The sequence below is a fragment of the uncultured Sneathiella sp. genome, assembly GCF_963973085.1.
Classification (GTDB): domain Bacteria; phylum Pseudomonadota; class Alphaproteobacteria; order Sneathiellales; family Sneathiellaceae; genus Sneathiella.
In genome coordinates, this window is sequence record NZ_CAXAXA010000006.1 from 39,521 (window position 1) to 56,389 (window position 16,869).

At 49.9% G+C, this 16,869-nt stretch carries 16 protein-coding genes; 9 read left to right on the forward strand and 7 right to left on the reverse strand.

Features of this window, described 5'->3' with window-relative positions:
* Window positions 1–36: 36 nt before the first annotated feature.
* The gene (locus tag AACZ19_RS14505; RefSeq protein WP_339635192.1) at window positions 37–381 is read right to left on the reverse strand and encodes a hypothetical protein; all 345 of its coding nucleotides are present in this window, start codon (window positions 379–381) and stop codon (window positions 37–39) included.
* Window positions 378–1,100 carry a SprT-like domain-containing protein gene (locus AACZ19_RS14510; RefSeq protein WP_339635193.1) on the reverse strand — a complete coding sequence of 241 codons (723 nt, stop codon included), beginning with the start codon at window positions 1,098–1,100 and terminating at the stop codon, window positions 378–380. The genes AACZ19_RS14505 and AACZ19_RS14510 overlap by 4 nt, the downstream gene beginning before the upstream one ends.
* A 696-nt stretch (window positions 1,101–1,796) precedes the next feature.
* Here AACZ19_RS14510 and AACZ19_RS14515 point away from each other — a divergent pair.
* The 4 genes from AACZ19_RS14515 to AACZ19_RS14530 are packed head-to-tail and all read left to right on the forward strand — an operon-like array spanning window position 1,797 to window position 4,628.
* Window positions 1,797–2,132 carry a hypothetical protein gene (locus tag AACZ19_RS14515; RefSeq protein WP_339635194.1) on the forward strand — a complete coding sequence of 112 codons (336 nt, stop codon included), beginning with the start codon at window positions 1,797–1,799 and terminating at the stop codon, window positions 2,130–2,132.
* Window positions 2,129–3,769, forward strand: a complete 1,641-nt coding sequence (locus AACZ19_RS14520; RefSeq protein ID WP_339635195.1) for a hypothetical protein — start codon at window positions 2,129–2,131, stop codon at window positions 3,767–3,769. The genes AACZ19_RS14515 and AACZ19_RS14520 overlap by 4 nt, the downstream gene beginning before the upstream one ends.
* On the forward strand, window positions 3,766–4,218 hold the full coding sequence (locus tag AACZ19_RS14525) for a hypothetical protein (RefSeq protein WP_339635196.1): 453 nt from the start codon (window positions 3,766–3,768) through the stop codon (window positions 4,216–4,218). The genes AACZ19_RS14520 and AACZ19_RS14525 overlap by 4 nt, the downstream gene beginning before the upstream one ends.
* Entirely contained in the window at window positions 4,215–4,628 is a 414-nt protein-coding gene (locus AACZ19_RS14530; RefSeq protein ID WP_339635197.1) for a hypothetical protein, read from the forward strand. The genes AACZ19_RS14525 and AACZ19_RS14530 overlap by 4 nt, the downstream gene beginning before the upstream one ends.
* 48 nt (window positions 4,629–4,676) lie before the next feature.
* On the opposite strand, the gene AACZ19_RS14535 is transcribed toward AACZ19_RS14530, so the two are convergent.
* The 5 genes from AACZ19_RS14535 to AACZ19_RS14555 all read right to left on the reverse strand — a co-directional run bounded on the left by AACZ19_RS14535 (window position 4,677) and on the right by AACZ19_RS14555 (window position 11,207).
* Complete coding sequence (locus AACZ19_RS14535) at window positions 4,677–5,072, reverse strand: hypothetical protein (protein ID WP_339635198.1); 396 nt, start codon at window positions 5,070–5,072, stop codon at window positions 4,677–4,679.
* Complete coding sequence (locus AACZ19_RS14540; RefSeq protein ID WP_339635199.1) at window positions 5,047–8,193, reverse strand: CusA/CzcA family heavy metal efflux RND transporter; 3,147 nt, start codon at window positions 8,191–8,193, stop codon at window positions 5,047–5,049. Before AACZ19_RS14540 ends, AACZ19_RS14535 begins: the two co-directional genes overlap by 26 nt.
* A gap of 22 nt (window positions 8,194–8,215) precedes the next feature.
* Complete coding sequence (locus AACZ19_RS14545) at window positions 8,216–9,451, reverse strand: efflux RND transporter periplasmic adaptor subunit (RefSeq protein ID WP_339635200.1); 1,236 nt, start codon at window positions 9,449–9,451, stop codon at window positions 8,216–8,218.
* Window positions 9,421–10,680, reverse strand: a complete 1,260-nt coding sequence (locus tag AACZ19_RS14550; RefSeq protein WP_339635201.1) for a TolC family protein — start codon at window positions 10,678–10,680, stop codon at window positions 9,421–9,423. Before AACZ19_RS14550 ends, AACZ19_RS14545 begins: the two co-directional genes overlap by 31 nt.
* A 149-nt stretch (window positions 10,681–10,829) precedes the next feature.
* Complete coding sequence (locus tag AACZ19_RS14555) at window positions 10,830–11,207, reverse strand: hypothetical protein (RefSeq protein WP_339635202.1); 378 nt, start codon at window positions 11,205–11,207, stop codon at window positions 10,830–10,832.
* 1,433 nt (window positions 11,208–12,640) lie between these two features.
* Here AACZ19_RS14555 and AACZ19_RS14560 point away from each other — a divergent pair.
* The 5 genes from AACZ19_RS14560 (at window position 12,641) to AACZ19_RS14580 (ending at window position 16,552) form a co-directional block, all read left to right on the forward strand.
* Complete coding sequence (locus AACZ19_RS14560; protein WP_339635203.1) at window positions 12,641–13,543, forward strand: zincin-like metallopeptidase domain-containing protein; 903 nt, start codon at window positions 12,641–12,643, stop codon at window positions 13,541–13,543.
* Window positions 13,540–13,917, forward strand: coding sequence for a DUF3768 domain-containing protein (locus AACZ19_RS14565; RefSeq protein ID WP_339635204.1), 378 nt, complete (start codon window positions 13,540–13,542; stop codon window positions 13,915–13,917). The genes AACZ19_RS14560 and AACZ19_RS14565 overlap by 4 nt, the downstream gene beginning before the upstream one ends.
* Window positions 13,918–14,011: 94 nt before the next feature.
* A complete protein-coding gene (locus tag AACZ19_RS14570; RefSeq protein ID WP_339635205.1) occupies window positions 14,012–15,739 on the forward strand; it encodes a ParB/RepB/Spo0J family partition protein in 1,728 nt (575 codons plus the stop codon).
* Between the two features lie 164 nt (window positions 15,740–15,903).
* Window positions 15,904–16,230: a type II toxin-antitoxin system RelE/ParE family toxin gene (locus tag AACZ19_RS14575; RefSeq protein WP_339635206.1), complete on the forward strand. Its 327-nt coding sequence runs from the start codon at window positions 15,904–15,906 to the stop codon at window positions 16,228–16,230.
* A 4-nt stretch (window positions 16,231–16,234) separates the two neighbouring features.
* Entirely contained in the window at window positions 16,235–16,552 is a 318-nt protein-coding gene (locus tag AACZ19_RS14580) for a transcriptional regulator (protein WP_339635207.1), read from the forward strand.
* The last annotated feature ends 317 nt before the right edge of the window (window positions 16,553–16,869 follow it).

Sequence of the window (16,869 nt, forward strand, 5' to 3'; positions counted from 1 at the left end):
TGCCGGTCCGCACGAGCACCGCCATGTCCTTCGCTGCTAACTCGTAATGCCTGAGCTTGGTATCAAAATTAATGTCACGCCAATCACCGCGACAGCCGCACCGAACATTTGAAGAATTGAAAAGCGCTCTCCCATGATCAGTACCGCCACGCCAAGATTGACGATCGTAACGGCAACGCCTGATAGCGTGACAGCCAGACCATAGCCATGTGCCTTGATGACAACCAAATAAAACAGGTTCCCAAGTCCATAGAGCGCAAAAGAGCCAAACACAGCCGCAAGTCCGGCCTTGTCCTTGGCGTAGAGGCTCAGATAGTAACCCCCGCCTGCATAGAGTGCGGTCATGGCCATTAGCAACGGTGCAAGCATCCAGCCGTTCATGACGCTAGTCCTGCCGCCGGAACCATTGGCCCCATTTCGTTGCCGCACACAAGGGCGGCTTCATGCTTGGCCCAGGCATTTTGACCACAAGATAAACATGTATATTTAACACGCTTACCTGCTTTGTTTGGCTTCTGTTCGTCTTCGCCATCGATGACAGATTTCGGCTGCTCAGCCGGTGTTTCCGTCCACTCGATCACAAAACCCGAGGTGATCAGGCTTTGAGCAAAACGCTCAAACACGCCGCCTTCAATAATATAATGGCTCATCCGGTCGCCGGTTTCTTTGCCACCTGCCTCGCCGGTATCGGACGGGTAAAGACCCAGGCTTTTCGATTTCTCCGCAAATTCGCGGTTATGATAACGACCGCGTCCGGGCCTGCCGAAATGCTCTTGCCATACATGAACCATTTCATGGGCAAGGACCGATAAAATATCGATCAATTCGCATTCGTGGAAATATGCCGGGTTAAGTGCCATCTCATGCGTGTGGCGGCCGTCACCGCGCGCAAAACGTTTCGGTGAGAAGTACCCCATCGTCCGGGCGCGCCGTTGCAGCGTTATCAGGCAATTGGGAAGCTGGTCTTCGAATAGCGCGTAATTTGCTTCGTCATAGGCCTTTTGTAAGGCATCGTACGTGTCCTGGGTTGGCCGCAAGGATGGATCGAAGTTTTTAGTCGTGTCCGGCAGGGCGGAACCCGTTCTCATAAGATCAGACATCGGAATGTACACTCCATCAATTTTGATTATCCGGATGCATCCGGTTAGGAGCGTGTCAGTATCAATGCCCGCGTTATGCAATTTCCTCGCGGTATCCTCGTGAGCCTAAATATTGTAGTGTATATCGCAGTGCGTCTTACGCAGGTGCAGCACAGATATTTGCCTGTAATGCCTATAACCTATGGTATTATGAAATATGAGAGGACGTGAGGTGGTACAAGGTATGCGCTGGTCCCACCGCTTACCTTGAGGGGAGACTTCCAGTCCCCCGCTAACCCCCCTTGGAACCCCTAGGTTCAAACACGCACTATGCATGTTTTCACTAAGGGGTTGGTCGCTCACATCAGGCATCGAGCCTTGATGCAAGCGAGGAGAACGTTTCGCCGTTCAATCACGACCGGGTGTTTCGCCACCCCGGAGTACGACCAATTGGAGACGCCCGCTCTCCATTTGGATTAGCCATCGGCCAAGGAACGCTCCTTGGAGGACGGTCAGAGATTTCGGTTCTCCGCCGTCACCGATCTAAGAGCTTTCAGCGCCCTTAGAAAACCTGACCAACCCTTCGCGGTTTGGATGCGCGCCAAATGATCTCGGCCATCCGCATGACGACTTGGGGCATATCCGGTGCCCCAAGAACCCCGGTGCCTGCGCGGTGCGAGGATTTGCCTCTTCGCCGTACTGTAAAACGGGAGGATTATGACCCAGCAGCTTAAGAAAAATACCCGGCGCAAACGCTCATACCGCCCGCCCAAAGATCTGGAAGCGGAGCTGGAGCGTCGCGTTTCTGTGTCCGGCCTGTCTTTCAACGCCTTTATCACCGAAGCCGTCTTTGGCCGAAACCGTCATCGCCCCGCTGAAAACAGGAAGCTCGCGCTGGTTCTTGGTCTTGGTCAAGCTATTGTGGAGCGGCTTAAACCCTTCAATGCTGTGGCTGCGCGCGATCCGGAAATCAAAGTCCTGCTCGAAGACATCAAGCTCATCCTGATCGAGATCCGTTCGGCGCTGTTTTTGTTGTTGGGACGAAAACCATGAGCCTCATTCCTTTTGCTTCTCAGCGCGGTGGCGGTGCGGATTTGGCCGCTCATCTTCTCAATGCGCACGACAACGAGTATGTCGAAGTGGCCGACATTCGCGGCGCTATGGCCGGTGATCTCCACGGCGCCTTTGCCGAGTTCGAAGCGCAAGCCCAGGCCATGACCAAATGCAAGAATTATCTCTATAGCCTGTCGATCAATCCGGACACGGCGCAAGGTCCAATGGCGCGCGCGCTTTATGCGGATTACATACAGCGCGCCGAAGAGGCGTTGGGACTGCACGGGCAGGGCAGGGCGGTCGTCTTTCATATCAAGGAGGATAAGCGCGGCGTGCTTCGAGAGCATTGTCATGTCGTCTGGTCGCGTATCGACGTGCAGGAATGCAAGGCCATCCACATGGCCTATGACTACGATAAGCTCATGGGCGTAACGCGCGCATTTGCGCGTGATCACGATATTCAGCTTGCGCCGGGTTATTACAAACTTGAAGACCGCAAGCGCCAGAATTACCGCCAGCTTTCTCTTTACGATAAAGCTCAGGAAAATCAGCTTGGTATCTCCAAACAAGAGCGCATGGAGGTAGTCAAAGAGCTTTGGCGCCAGCGCGATAGCGCCTCGTCTTTTGTTCAGGCTCTTGAATATCACGGTTACATATTGGCCCAAGGTAAGAGACCTTTTGTGTTGGTCGATATTCACGGTCATACAAATTCGCTCCCCAAGCTCATTGACGATAAATCAGCAACGACCAAAGCCGTCCGTGAATTTCTGGCCGATGAATATTCCGAAGAGACCCTGCCATCTGTTGAGGACGCGAAGGACTTGGCCGCGCAGCATTTGCATGCCCTGAAAGATCAGGAAAAATCGCGTAAAATTCACGAGCAACTTGAAAGGCTGAATGGAATTCATAAGAACCAGCGCGAAAATCTCGAAAGCCGGGTTGAAGCCAAACGCGCCCTGCACGAGCGAGAAAAAGCGCAGCAGTCAAAGGACCAGCTCACGCTGCGGACAACGGTGTCCCGGCACTATGTGAATAAGGCGCGCGAGATCAGGGCCGAGCGTGAGGCGGCCAAACCAAAAGGTTTGAGCGCGTTTCTGGCAAAAGCCAGCGGCGTCGAGTTGCTGCGCTCTCAGCTGCATAAGTATAACGATGCCAAAGCCCGCAGCGCCTTTCTTGAAGACAAGCGTGCGCTGCATGAGGGCCAGCGCGTTGAGCGTCTTGAGCTAGAGCGCCGTCATAACATGCAAAGGCTCGATCAAGAGCGCCAGCGCCGCGCCCTTAGCCAGACGCAGGCCAAAGAACAGAAATCGCTTCGCCTCTCGCTCGAACAGAGTGGGGCAGTTCAAGCCAGAAAGGGTCAGCCGCATATGCCTGCCATGAACTTCACGCTTGGCCCGCCAGGCAGGAAGGCGGCTGTGAGCAAAGCCAAGAATCGCCATACCTCGCCGTTAGCGCAAGAGATGCGCAAGCGCGCCGAGCCCGCAAAAAAGATAGAGCAGGGTGACTTGCAGCTTGAGTTCAAGCTAGCGGCAGAAACGGCGCGCAAACATGCAGAAGATCGCTCCGGAAAGAAATCTAAAAAAATTGATCCATTTAAACCGCATGATCCTGATCGCGGCAAAGGAAGGCGCAGATGAGCAAAGATGACGATGCAATTTTTCCATCTAAATGGGGTTGGCAGAAATACGAACCGGCTTTTTCGGAGTTGATGAACCGGTTGGCCCAGACCCAGGAAGCCTCTGCGCCCAACGGGCAGCTATTAAACACCGGCAGCAGCCTCACTTGCACTGACTATGAAGGCATAAAGCTTAACCATTGGTGGGAACGTCAAGTGAAAGAAGGGCGTTTGCCATCTGATAATCTTCTGCTTGGCATGAACGGTGACCTTGGGCGGCAACTTGACAATATTTTTGATCAGGCGCTGGCAAGGGCAAGGCTCAATCTGCGCAGCGATCAGAAAACACTCACGTTTTTCGGACAGCGCCCGAACCTATCAAGCACCTATAATCCGCCGTCCGGCGAATTGTTACCTCGCAACAATAACCATTTTCCCGCGCCCGATAGTGGTAAAGGAAGGCGTAGATGAGTAAAGACGATGATGCAGTTTTCCCGCCTGACTGGGACTGGCAGAAATACGAACCGGCTGTGCGCGAAGAAGCGGCACAGCGCCACATCCAGAATGAGTTTGCGGAAATCGTATCACCAGCGGATCTTGAGGCAATACAAAGCAAAATGTTAACCTGGAGAGACCAACAGAAAAAAGCTGGTCTGTTGCCTACTGATGCCGAAATCACTAGCAAAGGCGCTGAATATGCTCGAATTTTCGATGACCTTGTTAAAAAAGACGTCGAGATTCTTCCCGAGGGACTGTTTGCTGCCGGGAATGAATATCTTTCAGCTGATAGGCAAACATCACAGTTGATGAATGGTGACCGGTTTCTTGTCGAATCCCGCAAAAATATTGACCGTGAGTTTGGATTCAAAATACCGTTTTGATGTCCAAGACACAAAGAAATACGTATGGTGGGCAGTAGACTCCAGCCACTAAGTTAATGTGACAACACCGGCGCAAGTGTTTGTGGCATGCTTTCTTTTATTCTCGGTAAGGAGACAGGAGTGCTCTATTTCTTTGTCTTCGCGATTGTGGGAACTTGAGATATCAAAGGTCGTGACAAGATCTTCACGATGGTTGCGATCTCCCGTAACCATCGTGAAGAATTCTGTATCAATTTTAATTTCCTCAGGGCAGCTGCGGTCCCCCGCAACCAACGCCTCCCGCTTTTGGAGGTAATCGCCATACTGGCGCGTAATGCGCCCTCTCGCAATCAATAAAATCAATAAGTTAGCCGCCTTCGGGCGGCTTTTCTTTTGTCCTGTTGCCGCACCATTGCCGCATTTGACCAATTCTATTTTATTAATTAGTAGTTTTATAATCCTCAATAAGCCGCCGCGAAAATGTCCCGTACAGCACAGGAAGTACAAACAGTGTCAGAAGCGTTGAAGAAACCAGTCCGCCAACCACCACAGTCGCCAATGGCCTTTGCACTTCCGAGCCTATGCCTGTAGCCAGCAACATAGGGATTAAGCCTAACGCTGCAATAAAGGCTGTCATAAGAACAGGCCGCAGACGAGACAACGCGCCGTTAAAAACAGCCTTGTCGGCTTCCGTACCACCTTCCACAAGTAGGTTAATGGCGTTGACCATCACTACACCGTTCAACACCGCCACACCAAACAGGGCGATAAAACCGATAGAACCGGGAACAGAAAGATATTGCTCCGAAAAATACAGCGCCGCGATCCCACCGATCATGGCCAGCGGGACGTTCAGCATAATCAGCGCAGCTTGCCGTACTGAGCCAAAAGCAAAAAACAGCAGCAGGAAGATCATGCCCAGCGAAATCGGCACAACGATCATAAGCCGTGCCTGTGCTCGCTGTTGATTTTCAAACTGTCCGCCATAGACCACGGAATAGCCAGGAGGGAGTTTCACTTCTTCCTTGATGCGCCTATTAATTTCTTCAACAAAGCCGCCCATATCGCGTCCGGAGAGGTTAGATTGGATAACCACACGCCGTTGCACGTCATCACGGCGGATTTGCGGCGGTCCGGCTTCAATAGACACATCGGCCACATCACCCATCCGCACCCATGCACCGCTGGGTGCCTGCATGATCAGGTCAGCTATGGATTGCGCGTCATTGCGGTATTCCTTGGCAAAGCGAACGTAAATATCATAACGCTCATTGCCCTGAATAACCTGCCCGGCGTCGCTGCCGCCAATTGCATCAGACACAAGAGACATGATCTGCCCCACTGGAATACCGTAACGCGCCAACTTATCCCGGTCAGGCCGTACAACAAGCTGCGCCTCCCCAGCTATTTGCTCCATTTCTACGGATTGTGCGCCTTCAATCTTGCGTACTAACCCTTCAATCGCTTTACCCTTTTCAGCCAATACATTGAGATCAGGGCCGAACAGTTTAATAGCAAGCTGTGCCTTCACACCTGAGAGCAGTTCATCCACACGGGTAGCAATCGGCTGTGAAAAGGTAAAGAGCAAGCCCGGATGAACGGACATTTTTTCTTCCATCAGCTTTTGCAATCCAAAGCGGTCTTTAGCGGAAGTCCATTCCTTGACCGGCTTTAAGCCCACATAAATTTCCACATTAGAGACAGGTTCAGGATCGCCACCCAATTCAGCACGTCCGACCCGGCTTGAAGCATAAAGCACTTCGGGAAATTCCATTAGCTTGCGTTCCAGCTTTTGCGCAACACCCAAAGATGTCTCCAGCGAAGAAGACGGGGCCAGCGTAACACGGATATTGACTGTGCCTTCTTCCAGCTCAGGCACAAATTCTGTACCCAAAAAAGGCACCAGCGCCATAGAACCGATAAACAGAGCAACAGCAATAATTACCACCATCTTTTTGGCTTTCATCGCGCCGGAAAGTACTTTTTTATATGCGGCATCAAACGCATCAATCAGAAAGTTGGTTTTGTGGTCTACGTTCTTGTTAAACAAGTAGGTGGAAAGCGCCGGAATCACAACCAACGCCACCATCAGCGAAGCCAGCATAGCCAGTACAATACTCACCGCCATAGGCTGAAATAGTTTTCCTTCAACGCCTTCCAATGTAAAAAGCGGGGTAAAGACCACGATAATAATTAATACCGCGAAAAACACCGGACGCCCGACCTCGCGGGACGCTTCCAGAATGCGGAGTTTGACACCTTCGGGATTGGGGTTTTCATCATGGTGGGAAAGATGTTTAAAAATATTCTCCATCATCACAACCGAACCATCCACCATCATCCCGATAGCGATTGCCAGACCGCCAAGAGACATAAGGTTCGCGGATACGCCCCAATAAGCCATAGCCATCAGCGCCAGCGCAATGGAGATTGGCACAGAAAGCAAAACAAGCGCCGCTGCCCGAATATTCATTAGAAATAGAAACAACACAATCACAATCAGGACAAAGGCTTCAATCAGGGCTTTGCTGACTGTATCAACAGCCTTGCTAATCAAATCCGCTTGATCATAGAAAGCCTCAATCACCACGCCTTCCGGCAAGGCATTTTGAATGATTGGCAAACGTTCATAAATCTGGTCAATCGTGTTTTTTGTATTCGCGCCCATACGCTTCATCACAATGCCCGTGACGACTTCGCCCATTTGTTCCGGTTTTCCGGCCTCGTCTCGCATGGTAATACTGACCGCGCCTTGGCGAATTTCAGTGCCATAGCCCACTTTTGCTACATCGCGCACCCTTACAACGATACCGTCTTCATCCTTGACGGGAACATTGGCAATATCACGCAAGCCATCTTCGCCACCACGCACCCAGCCTACACCACGAATGACAAGCTGTTCTGCGCCGCGATTGAGATACCACCCGCCCGCATTACGATTGTTTTCTTCAATTGCTTCTACAACATCTTCGGAATGAATCTGATAAGACAGCAGTTTGGCGGGTTCCAGATTGACCTGATATTGTTTAACGTCACCGCCGAATGAGAGAACCTCTGTTACACCGTCAATCGGCATAAGCAATAATTTTACAACCCAATCGTTTAGAGAGCGCAATGCCATGGTGTCGTATTTTTCAGGGTTATCAGTACTTAGCATGTACTGAAAAACCTGTCCTAACCCGGAGGTATTCGGCCCCATTTCTGGCGTTCCCACGCCTTCGGGGATTTGCTCCCGTGCATCCTGTAAACGCTCAAAGACAAGTTGACGCGCAAAATAAATATCGATCCCTTCCTTGAACACAACAGTGACAAGGGATAATCCGGTTTTTGATATTGAACGCACTTCTTCTACATCGGGAAGAGAGTACATCACCGCTTCCACCGGATAGGTAATAAGCTGTTCGACCTCTTCCGCCGCTAATCCTTCGGCTTCGGTGTTGACCGTAACCTGAACATTGGTCACGTCGGGGAAAGCATCAAGGTTGAGTTTCGGCAAGATCATTACAGCACCGACCAAAATCGCCGCCAGCATCAAAACTACCATCAAGCGATGTCGTATCGCTCCGTCAATAATTGTATTCAGCATAATTTGTCTCCTAATCCCTACCTCAGTGGTTGTGTACGGCAAAACCACTTTTCGCCAATTCCGACTGCACAAAAAATGCACCTTCGGTGACAACCCGAGTGCCTTCCGGCAAACCCTCTATCACGGTATGGTCCTCAATGTTGCGTAGCGTTTTGATCTCCTGCGGTTTAAATTCACCGGGCTTTGTTTCGACAAAAACCACCCAATCACCATCGGGAGAACGCAATACGGAGGACGTGGGAACGGCCAAATATTTCTGTTCGTCTCCTGCTTGAATCCGTGTGTCCAAATACATGCCGGGGTGCAAACGGTCTTCTTCATTATTTACTTCAATGCGAACACCAATCGTGCGGGTTTCTTCATCCAGAAGATGGTGTTTTTGAACGACCTTGCCTTGCAACCAGCCGTTATCAGGAATGTGAACCCGCGCACCTGCGCCAACCTCAACGTCCTTGGCACGTTCCGGTGACAGACGGCTTTCCACCCATAGAGCGGATTCATTGACAATATCAAACAACACGCGGCCCGGTTCAATCAACTCGCCCTCAATAAAATCATCGCTGACAATGGTGCCGCTCTGCGGCGCAATAAGCTGAAATGATCCGGGAGTAACGCCCAGACCTTTTTCGTGCAGCACTTTAACCTGCTCTTTGGTCATACCGTAGGCCATGGCTTTAGCCCGCGCCTGTTCATCGGCAATTTTGGCTTCACTGTAACGTTTAGCAGAAACAGCCGATGAACCAAGTTGTTGCACGCGCCTCCATTCCTTATGGGCCACCTGCAATTCACCAATGGCTTCGGCCATTTCAACACCAGAAAGTGTGACAAGCGGCTGGCCTTTTTCAACAGTATCGCCCAGCTTGGCATGACGAGCCACAATCTGTGCCTCAATGCGCGGCGTAACCTTACTGCTCAGATAAGAATTAAGCGTGACCTCACCGGGCGCTTTAACCTCACCTTCCAGATTTTGCAGGGTTAAAGGCTCAACAAGAATGCCCGCCTCTTTTAGGGATTCAGGAGAAAGATCAACCCCACCGCGTTCTTCCTCTTCATCTTCCCCTTCGTGGCCGCCTTCTTCATCGCCGTGACTATCTTTTTTGCCATGATCTTCTTGAGCATCACCATGTTTTTCGCGATCAGCTTCCTCATGCCCATGGTCATCATCAGCAGCCATAACAGGATATGAGAAAGTTAAAGCTATCAGTACGGTTAAAAATAATATGTGTCTCATTGTTGTTGTCCTGAATTTTGGATCCATTGTTCAGTTTTTCCTGATGCGGCTAGCCATGAAAACCACGATTGCCACACCTTGCTATGCAGTTCTTTGGCAGCGACTTCCGTATCCAGAGCCTGTTCAATCTGCACCAAATAATCAGTCGCGCTTAAATCTCCGACCTTGAATTTGAGATCAAGAATGTTAAACTGCTCAGTCAAGGCTTGCGCCCCGTTTTCCTGCCAGTTCTCCCAAGCCCTTCTTGAAAGCTGATAAGCGTTGCGGCTGGCTAGCAGACGCGCTTTAGCGGCATGAAAGGCATTTTGCCCGGCTTTGGCTTCGGCAATCGCTTCCTGCTTCGCCACATCAACTTCAGCTCTGTAGGTTTTAAAGACATACAGCGGCACAGATACCGAAAAACCAATTTTACCGGCCCCAGCATCTTCCCCGCCCACAATGCTTATGGTGGGGTCAGGAAATCTATCCTTATTGGCTTGTGTGATGATTGATTTGGCGGCTTCCTCGCGGCTTTTCATGGCGCGAATGGCGGGAAGGTTCATAAGATTATCGTCTTCGCTTTCACCACTATCTGAAAACTCTGGCAGGGTTCCCGGTAAATCCGGCAGAGCAAAGCCGTTTTCCAGCGGAAAGCCTATGGCGGTATCAAGACCCTGCCTGCTTTCTGCCAGCGTTGTTCCCGCATCCGCCTGCTCAATCAAGGCTTCGGATAAGGCCAGTTGAGCAAGGTTATACTCGCTCTGGTCAATATCACCCGCTTTAAAGCCCTTCTCGACCAACCCCACGAAACGCTCCATCAGGCTTGAACGTTGCGCCGCCAATCCGAAAATATCCTTTGCAGCCCTGTTGTCCGCCAAAGCCGACAACACACCCACAGCGATATTTTGTCGTGTCCCATCACGTTCTGCGGAAGCAGCCAGCAATTCAAACTCAGCGGTCTTTCCTGATGAGCGGAATTTACCGCTCCAATCAATTGTCTGGCTTACACCAAGCAGCATGGTTTTTTCTTCACCATCAACGTCTTCAACCTCGAATTCCAGTTCCGGATTATGTTGCCAACGTGAAGCGGCTCTTTGTCCGGCTTGCGCGGCAGCAACCCGTGCTTCGGCTTCATGGATAGCGGGACTGGCCTGCCATATATGGTTGATGAAAGCAGCTATACTGGGTTTTTGTTCCTGCTGGGCCAGCGCCGCGCCGGAAAACATAAGCGGCAAAACCAAAGTCGTCATCGCGAGTATTCGTAATCGTTGTTCCATTTAAGTATTCCTTTAGTAATCTACAAAAACGCAGTTAGCGGACGAAAGAGAACTTTCGCTACGCAGCATATAGGGGAATGTTGGAGATTAGATCAGACAGACTCGTGGTCTTTTTTGGCCTGAATAAAGATACACCACATTCCTGAAAATTAAATCCAGGGAGGGCGTTTAAGTCCATAAATAAGGGATGGAAGCGGAGCTTCGGAAAGCGTGGCAAATAACTTTGATTTGATGTCTGAAAGGTTGGTTTTTGCATGATCAGTAAAATCAATATGACCGTGACCACAGTGCTGATCATTTAACGGATCGGCTGCATTGTCGTTCATATTATCCTGATCCATGCTTGACTCAATCTGCTGGTCAGAACCTTGCATATCACCATCCGCATGCGCCGCCGAAACAAAGCCAGTGGCGAAAAGAGCAAATGCACATATCAAGAGTAAAACGTTCTTCATAGCTGTTATATAACATTGGGCGCTAGGTTTATCAATGGCATACTTTATCAGGCGGTATTGGCGGGCAGACAACAGTGCCCTATCATTATCACTAACGCTGCTTTTTTCCTAAAAGGTGAGTGGGTTAATTCTATATCATATTGAAAAAATTAATGATTTTTATGGTTGTTTACTAGATTTAAAAATAAAAGGCCGCTATTTTTGTGTTCTTTTGCTCAATTTTTAGATCAGTTCTTCGCTGAATATATTTTGCGAAACAGTTTTGTTGTTTCCGTTGCGGAAAAAGGCTTTTCGTTGATCGCCCATATTTAATTTTCCATACGCATTGTAAGTGGTCATAACATGTTCATGGCCAATATTCTGGCTTCTGATATCGGCGGCGGTTCTCCATCAGCCCTATCACATGCGTTTTTCGTAAGGAGTGAGTCTGGTAATACCGCAGAACAGCGTTATTAAGGGCGCGTTTAAAAACTTCCCTTACGGGTATAGAACTGGCCCAATGTTCCCGTGATAATCCGGCAGATTCAAAAGCCATTTTCTCTGTACCGAAGAACCTCCGTTCCGTCATACAGGAAACACAAATAGATAAGAACATGATACTCAATGTTTCCTTAGTGATGGGAAGCATATGGTGTTGTCGGCTAGAGGGAAAGAGGCGGAGAGAATTTTTGCCCTTGGTGCGGCGGGAGACAGAAAAAAGATAGGAGCCTCTGCCAGGAACATTTCCGGCAATCCCCAAGCTCCCTAAAAGGCGGAACCGACGTCTCTTGCAGGCGCCATTATTATGCTTGCAATCCTGGCCGTGGCAATCCCTTTCCCTATTTTACTTCAATGGAGAACAATTGCTATGTGCCTGTGATCATCACCGGCCTTTTGATCCTTCTTTATCTCTTCTTTCTATGGAGACCCCGCTCATTTCCGCTCGGGAATGCACGTTGGAAGCCGGGCATACTCACCGTCGTCATACATCGGCGGAAACCATCCACCGTAACGGCGGTTATTTGTTTTTCAATTTGAAGATAAAATAAGCAAAGTAGCGACCCGCCCCCCCGCTGCAAAATGCAGCGCGTCAGGCTCTACGCCGCTAGGCTCATATTCATTCACCAAGCATTGTCGAACCCGCGAAAAAGCGGTTTCTCCCCATACGGGTCACGATCCTTGGTGTAAAGTGAGAGAAAAGGCATGCGCCGCCGGCGCATGAGCTGTTTTAAAAAGCGCACCTGAAAAAAGGTGCGCTTGGAACCCAAATTCCAAGCTTACATCGAATTTCGGATACCTGTTTCAAACACTTTTTGTACGCTGGCCCGCGCCAAATATCCGTGTGGCGTACAAAAAGTGCTTGAGGCATCCGCTCTTCGATCTCCCGCCAGAAAAGCCCCCGCAAAAAGAGACGTGCGGGGGCTTTTTTTGTTCTGACGCTCGGCGCTAGCCAAGGGTTCATGCGCGCGGTTGTGCAGAGAAATTGGCCCATCCGGTGCCAAAAAGGAACCAAAGGAGCAAATGAAATGTCGAACAAAATTTATCAAATGGTCACAGACCAAATCATCAGGCAACTGGAGCAGGTTGACCCCAACAATTTTAAAACGCCGTGGTTTTGTGTGGGGCACTCCCCCATCAATCTAAGGGGCACAGCATATAGAGGCATCAATCATATTTTGCTGTCTCATTCGGGCTACGCCTCGAACCTATGGGCAACCTTCAAACAGTGGCAGGATAAAGAGTGCAATGTTCGTAAAGGCGAGCGCTCGCAGATTGTCGTTTTGTGGAAATTTTTTAATGAAACGGATGATGAAGGCAATGACAGCGGCAAAATTGGTGCCGTATCTACCCGTTATTTTCGCGTGTTCAATTCCGAGCAGGTGGAAGGCGAGCATGCGCGGGGCGTAGAGCAGAAATTTAAAGACAAACTCAAGGACCATAACCCGATTGCCGAGGCTGAGAGTTTCGTCAAAAACTATATTGCTGGCGAGCGTTTGCCTGTGCGGGTTTCTGATCGTGCCTATTACGCCGGAGGTATTGCCGAGCATATCGCCATGCCCGAGCTTGGTCAGTTTGATTGTCCCCAGAGCTATTACAGCGTCTTCGCCCATGAAATCACCCATTCAACAGGCAATGCAAACCGTCTGAACCGCGATATGTCAGGGCGTTTTGGCGATCAGGCTTACGCTTTTGAAGAACTGGTTGCCGAGCTTGGCAGCGCCATGCTTTGCGGCGCGCTTGGCCTTTCGCAAACCCCGCGCCTCGATCACGCCCAATATATCAAGGGTTGGCTCACCAATCAGCGCAGCGATCCAAAATTCATTATCAGCGCGGCAAGCCACGCTCAGAAAGCAGCAGATTTTGCGCTGGAAAGCGCCGAGGCTCATGCCGCGCCTTTGACCATCTCTGAACAGGAGGTTGCGCAATGAGTAATCACACAGACGACCAAGACCTTAAGGCGCAGCGCATTGCGGAATTAAATGACCGTTGCCGTTCACAAGTGGGCGTGTTTCGAACAGAGCGAACAGGGGAGGGCGTGATTATTTTTACGCAAGGCGTCGCCAATTTGCCGAGCGAGGTTCAAGCCGAAATCTGCATCAAGACCCGCAACTTTGATGAATTTACCGAGGCAAACGATCCGTGTGGTGAACATGATTTTGGCAGTCTTGAGATTGAAGGCGCGGGAACGGTTTTTTGGAAGTTCGATTACTACGCGCCGGACCGCCAGCATTTAAGCGAAGACCCTGCAGACCCCGAAAAAACCTTCCGCGTCCTCACCATCATGCTTGCCGATGAGTATTAGGGCCGCTTTGCGCGAGCGCATTGGCTCTCTCCTAGCTAGTGCGTTCCTGCGTGTCGGTGTGATGCGAAACCAACTTTATAGAAGGAAGAAAACAATGAAACTTGAACATATCGAACTCAAAAATCTAAAAATCTCACCTGTTAACGTGCGTAAGCATGGCGGCGATGATGTGAGTGATTTGCTGCCGAGCATCCGTAATATCGGCGTTATTCAATCGCTCTTGGTGCGTCCGAACTGCGAAGGCTACGAGGTTATAGCAGGTGGACGGCGTTTGCGAACCTGTCAGCTTATTGCCGAAGAGGGCGGGGAAGTTGAACCGCTGCCTTGCATCATCCTTGAAGACGGCGAAGACGCCAAAGCTGTTGAAGCCTCACTAGCTGAAAATATCGCCCGCCTCCCGATGGATGAAATCGATCAGTATGAAGCCTTTGCAATGCTTAAAAAACAGGGCCAATCAATCGAAGATATTGCGGCGCATTTTGGTGTGACCGAATTATTGGTTTCTAAAAGGCTGGCGATAGCCAATCTTCATGCGCCCATTCTTAACGCTTACCGCAAAGACGAGATTAACGCCCAAACCTTGCGGGCTTTGACGATGGCGAGCAAGGCCCAGCAAAAAACATGGTTCAAACTCTTCCGCGATCCAGAAGAAAGCGAACCTACCGGAAGATGGCTCAAAGCATGGCTGTTTGGCGGCAAAGAAATCTCCGTATCACATGCGCTTTTCCCGCTTGAAATCTATAATGGAAAAATCATTACGGACCTCTTCGAAGAAGGACAGTTTTTTGATGATGTTGGGAAGTTCTGGACACTTCAAATGCAAGTCGTAGGCGAGCGTCAGCAGCGCTATCTGGAAGATGGATGGTCAGATGCCGTTGTCTTGGAAAACTCGAATTACTGGAGCAACTATGAAAGGGTAAAGCGCAGTAAGAAGGAAGGCGGCAAGGTTTTTATCCGCTGTGGCTCCGATGGTGAGGTTGAGTTTCATGAAGGTTGGCTGGAAGAAAAAGAAGCCAAACGCCTTGACCACGCAGCGGCGAAAGAGGGCGGCGAGGTTAAAGCCAACCCCAAGCCTGAACTGTCAAAAGCGGCGATCCGCTATCTTGAACTGCACCGTCATAATGCGGTCAGGGTCGAGTTACTTAAAGCCCCGCAAATTGCTTTGCGGCTCATGGTGGCCCATGTCATTGCTGGCTCTGATTTATGGGAGGTCAAGCCCGAGCCGCAGAGAGCGGGCGGCAATGAGGCAATCGCCCAAAGCATTGAAGCCAGCAAGGCGCAAAAGGCTTTTGCCAAGGAGCGTGAAGCGATCAAGAAGCTCATAGGGTTTGGTGATGAGCGTGAATCTCTGATGAAAAACCATGGATTTTCAAGAGTGCAGGAACTTCCCGCTGTATTTGCAAGGACTTTGCAGCTTAAAGATAATGAGGTAATGCGAGTACTTGCCTTTGCTATGGGTGAAACCCTTGCATCAGGCACGCCCATTATTGAGGGGCTTGGTCAAATCCTGAGTGTGGATATGGCGAATTGGTGGGAGCCGGAAGACACGTTTTTTGATCTTTTGCGCGACAAACCCGCCATCAATGCAATCCTTGGCGAGGTTGCAGGAAAACGCATTGCTAAAGATGGCGTTACCAAAACCGCCAAGCTGCAAAAAGAGACCATTAAAGTCTTTCTGGAAGACCGCAATGGTTCTGAGATGCCCGAAGACTGGCATCCACGCTATATGCGCTTTCCAATGCAAGGCTACACCAAGCGCAAAGGCTTGCCCCCAATGGACCAGTGGGCGGCAGTTAAAAAGCTCTTTGAGAAAGTTGTATAGTTGCTCCCTCGGACCAGACAGCGCAGCTAGCTGCGCTGTCTGGTTTTAGTGCGCTTGATCGGTTTTTCGAAGATGTGGGCGGGGAAGCCGATAAGCTCAATTGTTCTTCAAAGTCCGTAAAACTAGATATTGCTTGATAATAACATAAATGTTATCATATAAATATGATCGTTGTTGTAGAATTTGAGAATGAAGACGGATCGCACCCTTATTCGAATTGGTTCGCTAGCCTCAATGTTCACGCAGCGCTAAAGGTTCGTACAGCCATAGCCCGCATGGAAAACGGCAATTTCTCGAATGTGAAATCCGTAGGGCAGGGCGTAAGCGAATATAGGCTTGATTTTGGCCCTGCCTACCGAATTTATTTCGGCAAGGATGGCGATAAGCTGGTGATCCTTTTAGGAGGCGGTACGAAAAAGCGGCAAAGCCGCGATATCGAGACTGCAAAGCTGCACTGGAAGGATTACAAAACCCGAAAGAGAAAAGGATAAAGCCATGGCTTTAACACGTGATTTTAAAGACACCATCAAGCAGCGGGCGCAAAATGACCCTGACTTCCGTGTTGGTCTGCTTACAGAAGCGGCGGAATGCATTCTCAATAATGAAGTGGATGTGGCAAAAACATTGCTACGCGATTATGTGAACGCCACTATCGGGTTTCAGGAACTCGGCACCCTTACAGATAAAAAACCTCAAAGCCTGATGCGTATGCTCAGTGCAAGCGGTAATCCCAGTCTTGGGAATATCTCCAAGCTTATGGCCTCGCTGCGACAGCATGAAGGTGTTCAGCTTCATGTCAGCGCCGGAGCGTGACTAAGCTAATTCATGCTGAAAATCCTTGCAAATAATGTTGAGCAACTTGATCTCGCACTGCAACATATTTCGTAGCAGGGTGCGAATAATGCCCGTTTTTCACTGATGCGTGTCGACAATGTTGTTGAAATAACGCTGCACCAGATTGCGAAGGATGAACAGCGCGAAGAGAAATCATGGATATATCGCGATAAACCATACAGGCGTTTAAAAGCACTAAACGCTGCGCTTGGTCAACATTTCGAGTCTAATCAATAAAAAACACCTTATTAACCGTTCCCTGTCTCATGAATGCTGAAAGGGAACATTTCAGATCA